The following is a 13422-nucleotide window of genomic DNA, read 5'->3' as shown; positions in this document are numbered from 1 at the left end:
AGTTCGTCGTGCGATACACAGGTGCGGCAGGTTTGGGCATCACGCCCATCTATCCCACTCGATTCCCTACGTGAATCCCCAACGTCAGTTTTGCAACAAAGCCATCCCGATCACGAAAATCCGGTTGCGGCGGGTGGCCGCACCGAACTCGCTCGCATCCCAGACTCGGGGAGTGAGAACGTGGTAACGATCTTCCACGAGTTTGAGGGCGGCAACCAATTCATTTTTGCTATGCGCGTAGGCCAGCCCCCGCACATTCTCCATCACAAAGAAGGTAGGTTCTACCTCTGCAACGATCCGGAAGAAATGGCCGAGTAGCTGCCTGCGAATGTCAGTCGGGTCCTTGCGGCCCATGTCACTGAATCCCTGACAGGGAGGGCCGCCGAATATGCCATCCACCAATCCGCCTGCCAAGTTTTCTAAAGTCGCACCGTCGAGTTGCGAAACATCTCGGAGAAACAGCTCGGTCTGAGGGAAGTTGTACTTGTAAGAAGACGTCAGGATCGGATCGATATCGAACGATGCTGCAACATCGAAACCAGCCTGATGCGCGCCCCGCGAAAATCCGCCGCTCCCGCAAAATAAATCTACTAGCCTCATTCCGCAGAAATGCTCCCCTTTACTCTGGTCGTCTAGCAGGTTCGACTTGTCAACGCGATCACCTCGAAAAAACGTACCGAGGCTATCCGCCAGAAGCTAAAATCGATCCTCGGCCCAACGAACGGTCGTTTCCGATAACGTCGATAAATCGCCGAACCGGCCGGAACGAGGGCGCAACGCGCCTCCTGTCCTACAGCCCCCAACCTGCGATAAATACCCCGCTCCTTTTCTCAAACGAAGGAGCAGGACAATGGAGAGCACCGGGGATCGCCGGACCAAGCCGCGCTGGACGGCGGACACCGAGATTGCGTTTCTGCTCGCGCTGCGGCTGCATGGCACGGCGACGGCGGCGTGTCGGGAGATTGGGCGGCCGTTTAGCAGCGTGGCGCTGCGGCGGAAGGAAAGCCCCGACTTTGCCGCGCGGTGGCAGGCGGTGCTCGATGCGAAGCCGTGGGCGACGATCGCCGCCGAGAAGGCGAAGCTGGCGGCGATCGATCCCGCCGAGCTGGAACCCGATGCGGGCGAAATGCCCAACCGCGCGCGCGTCGACGGGTGGACGCCGCTGCGCCAGCGCGCGTTCCTCCGCGCGCTGACGGCGACGGGGGAGATCGAGACGGCGTGCAAGCTCGCGCGGATTTCCAATACGGCGGTGCGGAAAGCGCGCGCGGCCTATCCGAGCTTTGCGGCGGCGTGCGACCGAGCGATCGCCAAGGCCGAGCCGACGCTCGAACAGATTGCGGTCGACCGCGCGATCAACGGCGTGGCCGAGCCGGTCTATCATGCCGGCCAGATCGTCGGGCACAAACGGCGCTATTCGGATACGCTGATGCGCGATGCGTTGAAGCGCGAGGATGCGCGGTTCGGCACGCACAAGAGCAAGCGCGATTTGGTGGCCGAGGCGAAGGCGGCGGCGGCGCTGGCGGGCGGGGTGTTCTCGCTGCCGTGCGAGACTGCGGCGGTGGAGGCGCGGCTGATCAAGAACCTCGACGGGATGCACCGGCGGATGCTGCGCGACGCGGCGCTGGAGGCAGAGCGCTTGCTCGCCGCGGGGCTGGTGCCGTGAGGGCGACGCCGACCGATTAAGGTGAACTCCGCATTGACGGCATTTACGGCCACGGCGCGATAGGTGTTCGCGATCATGCCTGTTATGCTCGACTCAAACGAACGCGGCGCGCGGGTGCAGCGCACGGGTTTTGGGGGGATAAAACGTGGCTGAACCGATTCTCGATTCGCTCGAGCCCGAGACAAGCCCAGCCGAACCGCGCGCGATGATGCCGCCGACGCCGCTGTCGGGGGCATCGCTGTCCACGCTGGCGGCATCGCTGGCGCTGGCGGCGTGTTCGGGTGGTGGCGGTGGTGCGGGGACGACCGCTGGCGGATCGCCGACGCCGACCCCCTCCCCGACGCCAGCGCCGATTGGCGCGGCAGCGGCCAGCCGCTTGCTCGGCCAAGCGACGATGGGCGCGACCAAGGCCGAGATTGCGAGCGTGCAGTCGCTCGGTTTCAACGGGTGGATCACCGCGCAATTCGCGCAACCGCGCGCGACGAGCCATTGGGACTGGCTGGTCGCCAATGGCTATAATGTCGCGGCCAATATCAATAATACGACAGGGTTCGATCCGACGATCTGGCGGCAAATGATCGCCGAGCCTGACCAGTTGCGGCAGCGCGTCGGAATTGCGCTGTCGGAGATGATGGTGATCGGCGTCGATGGGCTGGTGCTCAACTGGAAACAGTTTGCGGGGGCGGCGTATTTCGACGTGTTGCTCGATAACGCATTCGGCAATTTCCGCACGCTGATGGGCGCGATCACGACCAATGCCGCGATGGCGTCGTTCCTGACCTTTTTGGGCAACAAAAAGGGCAATACGACCACCGGCGCGCAGCCCGACGAGAATTACGCGCGCGAGCTGATGCAATTGTTCACGCTCGGGCTTTACCAGCTCAATGCCGACGGGACGGTGAAAATGAGCGGGGGCAAGCCGCTCGAAACCTATGGCCCGGCCGACGTGTCGGGGCTGGCGCGGGTGTTTACCGGGCTGAACCTTGCCTCTGCCGTGAGCACCACGCCCGATCGCTACCGCGTGCCGCTGATCATGACCGCGTCGCAGCATGAGAGCGGCGCGTCGAGCTTTCTCGGCACGACGATCCCGGCCGGGACCGAGGGGATGGCGGCGGTCAATCTCGCGCTCGATGCGATTTTCGCGCATTCGAACGTGCCGCCGTTCGTGTCGAAGCAATTGATCCAGAAGATGGTCACCTCCAACCCGTCCGCTGCCTATATCGGGCGCGTTTCGGCGGTGTTTGCGAATGAAGGATCGGGCGTGCGCGGCGACATGAAGGCCGTGCTCCGCGCGATCCTGACCGATGCCGAAGCGCGCGACGTCACGGTCGTGACCGCCAGCAACAGCGGCAAGCTGCGCGAGCCGGTCCACCGCCTGACCGGCTGGGCGCGGGCGTTTGCGGCGACGTCCCCGTCCAACGCTTGGACGATCGGCGATACGACGAGTTCGAGCACACGGCTCGGCCAGTCGATCGGGCATAGCGCGACGGTCTTCAACTTCTTCCGCCCCGGCTACACGCCCGCCAATACCGCGATCTCAACCGCAGGGCTGGTCGCGCCCGAGTTCCAGATCACCAACGAGCTGAGCGTCGTCGCGTACATCAATTACCTGCAAGCGCTGATCGCCAATGGGGCGGGCGATTTCAAGGCGGATTACAGCACGATCCTGACGCTGGCGGGGGACAGCCAGGCGCTGATCGACGAGGTCAATCTGATGCTGGCAAACGGGCAGCTTTCCGCCGCGACGATCACCGCGATCAAGGGCGCGGTCGACAGCATTTCCAATACCGGCGCGACCGGCCCGAGCAACCGCGTGATGACCGCGATCCTGCTGGCGATGGCCTCGCCCGATTATCTGACCTTTCGATAAGGACCGGACCGATGAACCCCAGCGACACCGGCTATCAATCGCGCCGCGCCTTCCTCAAACGCTCGGCTGCACTCGGCATCGCCGGGAGCGCGATGCCGTTCGTCACCAGCCTCGCCGCGATTGGCGAAGCGGCCGCCGCAGTGACGACCGATTACAAGGCGTTGGTCTGCGTGTTCCTGTACGGCGGGAACGACTATGCCAACACGCTGCCGCCGTACGATCAAGCGAGCTACACCCTCTATCAAGCGGCGCGCAGCAACATTGCGCTGGCGCGCACGGCGCTGGATGCGACGGTACTCACCCCGCTGACGGCGCTGGCCGGCGGGCGGCAATATGCGCTCGCGCCGACGCTGGCGCCGCTGCTGCCGATTTTCAACGCGGGGAAAATGGCGGTCGCGCTCAATGTCGGGTCGTTGGTCCAGCCGACCACCAAGGCGCAATATACCGCTGCGTCGGTGCCGCTGCCGCCGAAACTGTTCAGCCATAACGACCAGCAAAGCTTCTGGCAGGCGAGCAACCCCGAGGGCGCAACCTCGGGCTGGGGCGGGCGGATCGGCGATCTGTTCCAGAGCGGCAATGGCTCCTCGACGCTCACTTGCATCAATGCGACGGGCAATGCGGTGTTTCTGACGGGCAAGACCGCGATCCAATATTCGGTTGGCACTGGCGGGCCGATTGCGCTGCTCGGCAATGGCAGTTCGGTGTTCGGATCGACCACCGCAGCGAGCACGCTGCGGACGCTGATGACGGCTGGACAAGCCAACATCTTCCAAAACGAGCACGCCCGCGTAAGCAAACGCGCGCTCGATACCTATGCGCAAGTCAACACCGCCTTGGCAGGTGCGCCCGCCGCCAGCTTCCCGCTGTTCCCGACGCCGAACAGCCTGGCCGACCAGCTCAAGATCGTTGCGCGGTTGATTTCGGTCTCGTCCGAGCTCGGCGCGCGGCGGCAAGTGTTCTTCGTGTCGCTTGGCGGATGGGACATGCACGATGCGCTGGCCACGGGTCATCCGACCCAGACGGGGTTGCTGGCGAATGCGATGAAGGCATTTTACGACACCACGAAGGCGCTGGGCGTTGCCGACAAGGTCACGACCTTCACCGCATCCGACTTCGGGCGGACGCTGCAGTCGAATGACGACGGATCCGACCACGGTTGGGGCAGCATGCATTTCGTGATGGGCGATGCGGTGCGCGGACAGCGTTTTTACGGCACGCCGCCGGCGGTGGGGAACAACACCCCCGACGATGTCGGCCAGGGGCGTTTGCTGCCGACGATGGCGGTCGACCAATATGCCTCGACGCTGGCAAACTGGTTTGGCGTATCGGCGGGGGATATGCCGACGGTGTTGCCGAATATCGGGAATTATAACGCCTCGACGTGGAATCTTGGGTTTGTTTAAGATTCGGGCACTCCTCTGAGCGTTTCGGTTTGATCGGAAGGACGGTCTTCGCCGAACCATTCCAGGACTCCGGCTGATCCTAGGTAACGGTGAAGATCACCGTGTGTACGCCTAGCTCCCGCGGGATATCCCCGGGGCAGCGTGTGTGAATTCAGTTCCTTCCCCTCCGTCTTAGCAGTGCCATTGCGCGCGACGTTGGTGCGTCGCGTCCACCCGACCCGGCGATTTGATCGTGTGAAACACGTGAGACAAATCTTTCACCCCGCCCCTGCATCCGCCCCCCGACCCTCCGCGTACCTGCTCCCCGAAATTGCTTTCGCAGCCCGGCAGCTTGCGAGATGGCCCCTTCGCGCCCTGTAAAAACGCATATAATCTATTATTTTCAGTAGCTTGGAACCAATGTAGAGCGAACGGGTTTGCCCTTTACCAGCCACAAAAGGGAGGTCTGATCCATGACCGACGATACCCAACAGTTTATCGATGTTCTCGACCGGCGCGTCGAGCGGCGCAACGAACGCCGCGATTTCTTCAGGACCGCGTTCGGTGCGGCCGCCGTCGCTGGCGTCGGGATTGGCGCGATGTCGCTGGCGGGGCGTGCCGAGGCGCAGACCGCACCGAGCGATTTCGATGTGCTCAATTTCGCGCTCAACCTCGAATATCTCGAAGCGCAATTCTATAATGTCGCGGTGTTCGGCACCGGCCTCGCCGCCAATCTGCAGACCGGCACGGGCACGCAAGGTGCGGTAACCGGCGGCCGCAAAGTGGTCTTCACCGATCCGATCGTCGCGGCCTATGCCAAGGAAATCGCACAGGACGAAGTTGTGCACGTCGCGTTCCTGCGCACCGTGCTCGGCAGCAGTGCCGCGGCACAGCCGGCGCTCAACATCGATGGCGGGCCGACCGGCGCGTTTACCGCACTCGGCCGGGCAGCGGGCATCGCGACCAACGGCGCGGGCGCGATCGACAACACCAACGGCACGTTCGATCCTTATGCCAGCGACAACAATTTCCTGCTCGGCGCGTTCGTGTTCGAAGATGTCGGCGTAACCGCCTATAAGGGTGCAGCGCCGCTGATCAGCAACAAGACCTATCTCGAAGCGGCGGCGGGCATTCTCGCGGTCGAGGGGTATCATGCCGGCCTGATCCGGACCGTATTATACGCCAAGGGAGTCGCGACGCCGTCGCTGCGCACTTCAGCCGATGCGATTTCCAACGCGCGCGACAGTGTCGACGGGACGCTCGACGACGATCAGGGTATTTCGCCGACCACGCTCAACGGCGCGCTCGCGTCGAACATCGCGCCGCTCGATTCGCAGGGCCTCGCGTACAGCCGGTCCACCGGACAGGTGCTGAACGTGGTGTATTTGAACAACAAGGCAGTCTCGATGGGCGGGTTCTTCCCGGCGGGCATCAACCTGCCGAACAACACCAGCCTTCGCACCAGCGCGGCGAATTGAGCCGCTTGCCCCCCTTTCGGGAGATTTCGATATGACTGACCAATCCGTCCTGACTCAAGTGCTCGAAGCCGGCGATCGTCGCCGTGACGAGCGCCGCCGCTTCATGAAGACCGCCGCCAGTGCCTCGATCGCCGCCGGTGGCCTGTCGCTGCTCGCCGCATGCGGCAACAACAATACCGCCGTGCCAACCCCGACGCCCACCCCCACGCCGACGACCTCGGCCAGCGCCCAGCAGGATCTGGACGTGCTCAACTTCGCGCTCAACCTCGAATATCTCGAGGCGCAATTCTATGTGCGCGCGGTTTATGGCACCGGCCTGCCCGACATCGCGACCGCCGGTGGCAATGGGGCGGCAGGCGGCACCGTGACCGGCGGGCGGCAAGTCACCTTTACCGATCCGGTCGTGGCGCAATATGCCCGCGAAATCGCGGCGGATGAGGCGGCGCACGTCAACTTCCTGCGATCCGTGCTCGGATCGGCGGCCGTAGCGCAGCCGGCGATCAACATCGATGGCGGCGCGAACGGCGCATTCACGGCGGCGGCGCGCGCCGCGGGTGTGGTCGGGCCGACTGGGACGTTCGATCCCTATGCCAGCGACGAGAATTTCCTGCTCGGTGCGTTCATCTTCGAAGATGTCGGCGTATCGGCGTATAAGGGTGCAGCGCCGCTGATCACCAACAAGACCTATCTTGAAGCGGCGGCGGGGATCCTGGCGGCCGAAGCGTATCATGCGGGTCTGGTGCGGACAGTGCTGTACGTGAAGGGAATGCGGACCCCGGCGCTGATGCTGGCGGAGAGTGCCGGCAAAATCAGCGATGCACGCGACAGCCTCGACGGGCCGAGCGACGACGATCAGGGCATTCTCGGCCCCGATGCGACCCAGTCGAACATCGTGCCGACCGATGCGAACGGCATCGCCTATAGCCGGACGACCGGCCAGGTGCTCAACATCGTCTATCTCTCCAAGTCGGCGCTGGTCGGCGGCGGCTTCTTCCCATCGGGCATCAACGGAAATATCCGGACAAGCGCCAACAACGCTTGATAACACCACTGCGTCCTCCCTTGGACTGCGGGGCCGTGCGACCATGTCGCGCGGCCCCTTTTTTCGGTGCGGAGCGATCCTCCCGGTTGCGCGTTTGCTGCGATACGCGCAGCACGTCTTTGCGCTCACGACCACAGGAGACCCGCATGCGTCGATTCGTATTCGCAACGACAGCCCCGATGACTCTCATGCTCTCGACCCTCGCGCTTTCGGCGTGCGATAAGGAGTCGATGGCGACCGGCGCGCCGGTCGCGCAGGGCGCGCAAGCCGTCGCGATGCTGCGGACGCCCGATGGCGCCGATGTCGGGCGCGCAGTGGCGACCGAAGTGGCGGGCGGACTTCGCTTCACGCTCGACGTCCACGGCCTGACACCGGGCACGCACGGCGCGCACGTCCACACCGTCGGGCATTGCGACGCCCCCGATTTCCAGACGGCGGGCGGGCATTGGAACCCGCTGGGTGCCAAGCACGGGTCGATGAATCCGCAAGGACCGCATGAAGGCGATTTGCCCAATCTGGTGATCGCCTCCAACGGTCACGGCACACTCGGGATGGTCATTCCGGCGGCGACGATGGCCGGGCTGCTCGATGCCGACGGATCGGCGATCGTGGTGCATGCCAAGGCCGACGATTTGATGACCGACCCGTCGGGCAATAGCGGCGCGCGGATTGCGTGCGGGGTGTTTGGGGCGAATTAAGAGCTTCGGAAACGTACCGCTGCAGACGCGGGAGTCCAGAGGTACGAGTGCTTGCGCTTGGAACCCTGGGCCCCTGCTTTCGCAGGGGCACAAGCAAAGAGCGTCAGATCGGCTCCCCCGCCGCCCGCGCGCGGGCTTCGCGATTGGCTTCGGCCTTGGGGACGAGGCGATACGCCATGATGCCGGCCGCGATCGTGATCGGCGCGGTGAGCAGCAGCGACAGCACGCCGGTCGAGAGACTCCCGGTCAGCGTCGAGACGCGACCGGCAATATACGGCCCCATTGCGAGGCCGAGCAAGGTCGTCCCGATGAAGAACGCGCCGGTTGCAGTGCCGCGCATCCGCGGCAGGACGAGATCCTGCATCGTCGCCCCGGCAGCGCCCAAAGCGGTGCTCGCGCAGGTCGCGGCGACCAGCAGGCACGGCACGAACACCGCGACATCGGTGGCGCGGAAGGCGAGGACGATAAAGGGCAAGGGCACGATCGCGCCGAACAGGATGACCATGATCCGCCCCGAGGGGTGCCAGCGGCGCAAGCGATCGGCGATCACGCCGCCCATCGTCACGCCGACAAACCCGCCAAAGGCGAGCGTCCCGCCGATCGTTCCGCCAGCTTGCTGGATCGTGACGCCGAGGTTGCGCATCGCAAACGGCGCGGACCACAGGCTGACGCCGTAGGCGACGAAGGCGTTGAGGCCGTAGGCGATGACGACCGCGATGAACGCCGGATTGGCGATGACGAGCGTATACGTCGGCAAATCGCGGCCCTTGAGCGCGGTTGCCCAGGAAAAGACGGCATAGGCGCCCAGCCCGACCGCGGTCCATTGCGGCCACGGCTCGCCATATGCCAGCAGGATCGCGATCACGCCTGAGACGATGCCGAGCGCGAGCAAGTTCACCGCAAGCGCGCGCGGGCCGCCGCGCGCCGCGCCGATCAGCGTGAAGGGCGGCACGATCGTGAGCAGATCGGCGAGCAACGCCTTGAACGGTGCGGGGTGCCGCTCTGGCTCGGGCAGGCCCTCGACCGCGCCGCGCGTGGGTTCGCGCAAGGTCGCGACGAGCAAGGCGATCAGCAGCCCCGGCAGCCCGACCGCGATGAACGCCGCTTGCCAGCCATGCAGCCCCAGCGGCCCGCCATCGGGATAGGCCGTGTTCCAGCGATGGACGATCATCCCGGCGATGCTGAGCGAGACGCCGCCGCCGACGTACAGGCCCGACGAATAAATGGCGAGCGCGGTCGCGCGCAGTTTCTTGGGGAAATAATCGGAGATGAGCGAGTAAGCCGAGGGGCTTGCCGTCGCCTCGCCGATGCCGACGCCAATCCGAGCGCCGACGAGCATCCCGCCATTGCGGGCAAAGCCCGACAGCGCGGTCATGCTCGACCACAAAACCAGCCCGAGCGTCATCAACCGCACGCGGTTCCAATTATCGGCAAGCCGGCCGAGCGGAATCCCGAACAAGGAATAAAAGACGCCGAAGGCGGTGCCGTAGAGGAAGCCGAGATCCTCGTCCTTCAAATGCAGATCGCGTTTAATGTCTTCGGCGAGGATCGAGATGATCTGACGATCGACGAAATTGAGCACATACACGACGAACAGGATGCCGAGAACATACCAGGCATAGCCGCTGGCGCGCGTTGGCGCAGGCGCCGCTTGAGGAGCCGGTTCGGTCGCCATCACGCATTTCTCCCGGGGACGTTTCTAGTCTTCCGAGGGGCCTAGCAGAGCATACCCAAAATACGAAAGCGAATTTGCCGGGTGAGCGCTGCGCGTCAGTGTTGCCGGTCGTCCGGAATGTCAGGCGCATCGGTATCGGCGAGGCTGATCGAGAAATAGCGCGACCGATGGCGGCCCTTCGTCCGCGCCCGACGCGTACGCGCGACCATGACAGCAGCAGCAGCACTCATCGCCAGCACGGCGGCGAGGATCACCAATAACAACATGATCGAAATCCCGGATTGGCGCGCAGTCATGACGTCATACAGCAACGGGCATAATTTGGCGAATGAAAACACTGTTAGGTTTGCGTGTTAACCGTGCAACTGCCGGTATGGGAGAGCGCAATACTCGGCCCCGCTCCCCAATCATCGCTGTCGAAGAACGATATCTGAGTAAAACGCAACCCGGCGCGCACGAAGCGCGATGGCGTCGTGCGGCGTCAGGCCGACCCACAGTGGATCGGCGCGCGCCCGCGGCTCGAACGCACCGAGCCCTGCCAGCCGTGCGACGATCGGCGGTGGCCATCACCGCACGCAGCGTCGCGCGGGTCTCGGGCGGTGGGCAAAGCGCCACGAACGGGCGGGGCATGGCGCACGGACACCCCTTTTTGCGGCGGCGTCGCGACCGGTTTTGCTTGAAAACCGGCATGGAAAGACCGATATTCGGGCTTAGCCGGGACTGCGCCGGTGTTGAGGAGTTTTTCGCAATGGCAAACTGGTCTGATCCCCGTCCGAATGCTTCGGTATTCCAGACGGCCGGAACGGTCGGTACCGACACGTTCGACGCCGGGATGCGGCGCTATATGCTGTCGGTGTATAATTATATGGCGTCGGCGGTCTTGCTGACGGGCATTGTCGCGCTCGGTTTCTTCGCGAGCGGTGCGGCCGAACAAGTGTTCGGTGGCCCGGGAATTCTGAAATGGATTATCACGTTTGCGCCGCTCGTCTTTGTCTTCGGGATGAGTTTCGGCCAGAACCGGATGTCCAGCACGACGTTGCAGGGCATGTTCTGGGGTTTCGCGATCGTCATGGGCCTGTCGCTCTCGACGATCTTCATCCGCTATGACGGTCTGGCGATTGCCAAGGCGTTCTTTGCGACGGCAGCGGCGTTTGGCGGTCTCAGCCTGTATGGCTATACGACGAAGCGCGATCTCTCGGCCTTCGGCACCTTCCTGGTGATGGGCCTGGTCGGCTTGATCGTGGCGATGTTGCTGAATGCGTTTTTCCCATCGACGATCATGGGGCTGGTGATCAGCATCGTTGGCGTGCTGCTGTTCGCCGGGCTCACCGCCTATGACACGCAGCGCACCAAGAGCCTGTACGCACAGGTCGCGGGGACGCAGGACGAGCAGCGCACCGTGATCATGTCGGCGCTGACGCTGTATCTCGACTTCATCAACATGTTCCTGTTCATCCTGCGCCTGTTCGGCGGCAATCGGAACTAAACGACGCGCGGATCGCTCCGGCTTCGGGGCCCGACGGGGAGACCTGTCGGGCCCTTTTTGTTTGCCCATTCCAGATATTTCGGAGCAGTAATGCGCCTCTCGATCGATGTGATGCTCGACTATACGATCGATGGCGAAGCCGATGTGCTGTTGCTGATCGAAGCGGCCAAGGGTGCCGATCAGCGGCTCGAACTGCAGGATTTGCGCGTCTATTCGCCCGAGCCGTTGCGCGCCGTGCCGGGCGAGGACGGCATCGGCCAGCGCTGCTGGGCACGCGGCAAGGGGGCGTTCCGCGCCGAGTATAAGGCCGTGGTCGAGATCCTGCGCACGCCCGTCGACTTTTCCAGCCTCGGCGACACCCCGATCCGGCTGATGCCGCCCGAGACGATCCCGTATCTGCTGCCGAGCCGCTATTGCGAGTCCGATCGGCTCGAAGGGTTTGTCACGCAGGAATTCGGCGGGCTGGCGGCGGGGCCGCTCGCCACCGCGCTGACCGCGTGGGTGGCGGAGCATCTGACCTACGCGTCGGGCGCATCGAGCGGCACCACCACCGCGCTGATGACCTTTGCCGAACGGCGCGGGGTGTGCCGCGATTATGCGCATTTGCTGGTGGCACTTGCGCGCGCGGGCGGCATCCCGGCGCGGTGTGTTTCGGCCTATGCGCCCGGCGTCGACCCGCCCGATTTCCACGCGGTCGCCGAATTGTGGATCGGCGGGGGCTGGCATTTGGTCGATGCGACACGGATGGCATCGTGCGGCAATCTGGTGCGCGTCGCGGTCGGGCGCGATGCGACCGATATCGCGTTCATGACGGTGTTCGGCGGCGCGACACTCAACCAACAGACGGTGTCGGTCACGCCGCTCTGAGGGAACACCCCCCGCGCTTGGTCGTTTTGCATCCGTCACGGACAGGAGAGCGATAATGACCGACGATAGCAAAGTGATCGACCAGGCGGCATTGGACAGCCTCTCGGTCGCGCCCGGCAGCCCGGATGAGGATAAGCCGATCCATGACCCGCGCCAGAATGCCGGACAGGACGAATCGATCGCCAAGCGATTAGCACGCGATCCGGCGAGCCCGGATGCAGCGCTCGACACTGCGCTCGACGAATCGATGGACGCGTCTGATCCGGCATCGACCACGCAGCCCGGCGACAGTGGGCCGCCAGCCAAATCCTCGGGCTTCGACCCCGATGCGGAAGCGGCGATCCAGGCCGATCGTAGGTAATGATTCCCAGCCAGCCCGATTGCGCGGCGTGAAAACGTTGCGCAATCGCCGCACCTTGCGGCATTTTTGCAAGGTACCCGTCGATTTCTCGCGACAGATATTGCGTCGCAGCACGTTTTATGGTCGCTTGGTTAACATCGGGCGAGACGGCGTTAACCATTAAGCAACGCGTGGAGGCGCATCATCCCCGGATGGCACTTTAACGGCGGGGTGATGTATGGCTGCTCGGATGAAAAAACCGGCCAATGGCGCGATGACCCTGGCCGAAATGAAGGAATTCGCGACCTTCTCCTCGGCCACGCAGCGTTATGTCCGCCGCTCGCTCGACATCGGGCTCGACCGCGAGGATGCGATGACGCGCTGGTCGCGCGATGTGGTCGAAGCCGCGAGCATCCGCGCGCAAGCCAAGCTCTACGCCCGCCTCCCCGCGATCCGCGAAATGATCCCCGACGATAGCGGGCTCGACGCGGTCGAACCCTTCCTGGCACCATTGATGACGGTGACCGCGTTCGATTTGGGGCAAGGTCGGCTCACGACCTTCTCGGCCTATCGCTTTTTGTACGAGCGCCTGGTCGGGGCCGAAGTGCGGCCGTGGTTGCCCGCCGCGTTCTGCTCGGCGGCGGCGCTGCCGCATCTCCACCCCGATCTGCGGCGCAAGCTGCTCCAGTCGATCAGCGAAGCGGCGGCGACGGCGTCGGGCTGGTCGAACCGGCAACCGGCTTTCTTCCCGAAATGGGTGGAAAAGGTCGAGGCGACCGCGCTGCCGAATTGAGCGCACATTTCTAACAATATCCGTCACCCCGGCCTTGAGCCAGGGCCCATCGTGCAGCGAGCGTACCCTCCTGATTTTGCCGAGCGCTCGTGGCGGCATAGGCCCCGGCTCAAGGCCAAGGTGACGGC

Annotated in this window: 13 protein-coding genes; 10 read left to right on the top strand and 3 right to left on the bottom strand. The window is 64.1% G+C overall.

Annotation, left to right across the window (positions count from 1 at the left end; genetic code table 11):
• Positions 1-84: 84 nt before the first annotated feature.
• Positions 85-600, bottom strand: a complete 516-nt coding sequence (locus tag IEV62_RS10005; RefSeq protein WP_188447021.1) for a DNA cytosine methyltransferase — start codon at positions 598-600, stop codon at positions 85-87.
• Positions 601-850: 250 nt separating this feature from the next.
• Here IEV62_RS10005 and IEV62_RS10000 point away from each other — a divergent pair, with 250 nt between their 5' ends.
• The 6 genes from IEV62_RS10000 (at position 851) to IEV62_RS09975 (ending at position 8133) form a co-directional block, all read left to right on the top strand.
• A complete protein-coding gene (locus tag IEV62_RS10000; protein WP_188447019.1) occupies positions 851-1663 on the top strand; it encodes a hypothetical protein in 813 nt (270 codons plus the stop codon).
• Between the two features lie 145 nt (positions 1664-1808).
• A complete protein-coding gene (locus IEV62_RS09995) occupies positions 1809-3533 on the top strand; it encodes a DUF1800 domain-containing protein (RefSeq protein WP_229733001.1) in 1725 nt (574 codons plus the stop codon).
• A gap of 11 nt (positions 3534-3544) precedes the next feature.
• Positions 3545-4936: a DUF1501 domain-containing protein gene (locus tag IEV62_RS09990; protein ID WP_188447017.1), complete on the top strand. Its 1392-nt coding sequence runs from the start codon at positions 3545-3547 to the stop codon at positions 4934-4936.
• 452 nt (positions 4937-5388) lie between these two features.
• Positions 5389-6393 carry a ferritin-like domain-containing protein gene (locus IEV62_RS09985; RefSeq protein WP_188447015.1) on the top strand — a complete coding sequence of 335 codons (1005 nt, stop codon included), beginning with the start codon at positions 5389-5391 and terminating at the stop codon, positions 6391-6393.
• Positions 6394-6424: 31 nt separating this feature from the next.
• Positions 6425-7435 (top strand): ferritin-like domain-containing protein, encoded by a 1011-nt coding sequence (locus IEV62_RS09980; protein ID WP_188447013.1) that lies wholly within the window; start codon positions 6425-6427, stop codon positions 7433-7435.
• 179 nt (positions 7436-7614) lie between these two features.
• The gene (locus IEV62_RS09975; RefSeq protein WP_229732999.1) at positions 7615-8133 is read left to right on the top strand and encodes a superoxide dismutase family protein; all 519 of its coding nucleotides are present in this window, start codon (positions 7615-7617) and stop codon (positions 8131-8133) included.
• Between the two features lie 103 nt (positions 8134-8236).
• On the opposite strand, the gene IEV62_RS09970 is transcribed toward IEV62_RS09975, so the two are convergent.
• Together IEV62_RS09970 and IEV62_RS09965 are read right to left on the bottom strand one after the other, a co-directional pair.
• Positions 8237-9808 (bottom strand): spinster family MFS transporter, encoded by a 1572-nt coding sequence (locus IEV62_RS09970; RefSeq protein ID WP_188447009.1) that lies wholly within the window; start codon positions 9806-9808, stop codon positions 8237-8239.
• A 95-nt stretch (positions 9809-9903) separates the two neighbouring features.
• Positions 9904-10146: a hypothetical protein gene (locus tag IEV62_RS09965; protein WP_188447007.1), complete on the bottom strand. Its 243-nt coding sequence runs from the start codon at positions 10144-10146 to the stop codon at positions 9904-9906.
• A 410-nt stretch (positions 10147-10556) separates the two neighbouring features.
• Between IEV62_RS09965 and IEV62_RS09960 the strand changes: the two genes are divergently transcribed.
• The 4 genes from IEV62_RS09960 (at position 10557) to IEV62_RS09945 (ending at position 13294) form a co-directional block, all read left to right on the top strand.
• On the top strand, positions 10557-11294 hold the full coding sequence (locus tag IEV62_RS09960; RefSeq protein ID WP_188447005.1) for a Bax inhibitor-1/YccA family protein: 738 nt from the start codon (positions 10557-10559) through the stop codon (positions 11292-11294).
• A 90-nt stretch (positions 11295-11384) separates the two neighbouring features.
• Complete coding sequence (locus IEV62_RS09955; RefSeq protein ID WP_188447003.1) at positions 11385-12161, top strand: transglutaminase-like domain-containing protein; 777 nt, start codon at positions 11385-11387, stop codon at positions 12159-12161.
• 55 nt (positions 12162-12216) lie between these two features.
• Complete coding sequence (locus IEV62_RS09950) at positions 12217-12522, top strand: hypothetical protein (RefSeq protein ID WP_188447001.1); 306 nt, start codon at positions 12217-12219, stop codon at positions 12520-12522.
• A 217-nt stretch (positions 12523-12739) separates the two neighbouring features.
• Positions 12740-13294: a hypothetical protein gene (locus IEV62_RS09945; RefSeq protein ID WP_188446999.1), complete on the top strand. Its 555-nt coding sequence runs from the start codon at positions 12740-12742 to the stop codon at positions 13292-13294.
• The last annotated feature ends 128 nt before the right edge of the window (positions 13295-13422 follow it).

Source organism: Sphingomonas psychrolutea (assembly GCF_014636175.1).
In the GTDB taxonomy this organism is placed as follows: domain Bacteria; phylum Pseudomonadota; class Alphaproteobacteria; order Sphingomonadales; family Sphingomonadaceae; genus Sphingomonas; species Sphingomonas psychrolutea.
Note: the sequence above shows the minus strand (reverse complement) of the source record. Positions and strands in the feature narration are given on the sequence as shown.

Excerpts from the sequence above, each read along its gene's own strand:
- IEV62_RS10005 (WP_188447021.1), bottom strand. The coding sequence starts at position 600 with ATGAGGCTAGTAGATTTATTTTGCGGGAGCGGCGGATTTTCGCGGGGC.
- IEV62_RS10000 (WP_188447019.1), top strand. The coding sequence starts at position 851 with ATGGAGAGCACCGGGGATCGCCGGACCAAGCCGCGCTGGACGGCGGAC.
- IEV62_RS09990 (WP_188447017.1), top strand. The coding sequence starts at position 3,545 with ATGAACCCCAGCGACACCGGCTATCAATCGCGCCGCGCCTTCCTCAAA.
- IEV62_RS09985 (WP_188447015.1), top strand. The coding sequence starts at position 5,389 with ATGACCGACGATACCCAACAGTTTATCGATGTTCTCGACCGGCGCGTC.
- IEV62_RS09980 (WP_188447013.1), top strand. The coding sequence starts at position 6,425 with ATGACTGACCAATCCGTCCTGACTCAAGTGCTCGAAGCCGGCGATCGT.
- IEV62_RS09975 (WP_229732999.1), top strand. The coding sequence starts at position 7,615 with ATGACTCTCATGCTCTCGACCCTCGCGCTTTCGGCGTGCGATAAGGAG.
- IEV62_RS09970 (WP_188447009.1), bottom strand. The coding sequence starts at position 9,808 with ATGGCGACCGAACCGGCTCCTCAAGCGGCGCCTGCGCCAACGCGCGCC.
- IEV62_RS09960 (WP_188447005.1), top strand. The coding sequence starts at position 10,557 with ATGGCAAACTGGTCTGATCCCCGTCCGAATGCTTCGGTATTCCAGACG.
- IEV62_RS09955 (WP_188447003.1), top strand. The coding sequence starts at position 11,385 with ATGCGCCTCTCGATCGATGTGATGCTCGACTATACGATCGATGGCGAA.
- IEV62_RS09950 (WP_188447001.1), top strand. The coding sequence starts at position 12,217 with ATGACCGACGATAGCAAAGTGATCGACCAGGCGGCATTGGACAGCCTC.
- IEV62_RS09945 (WP_188446999.1), top strand. The coding sequence starts at position 12,740 with ATGGCTGCTCGGATGAAAAAACCGGCCAATGGCGCGATGACCCTGGCC.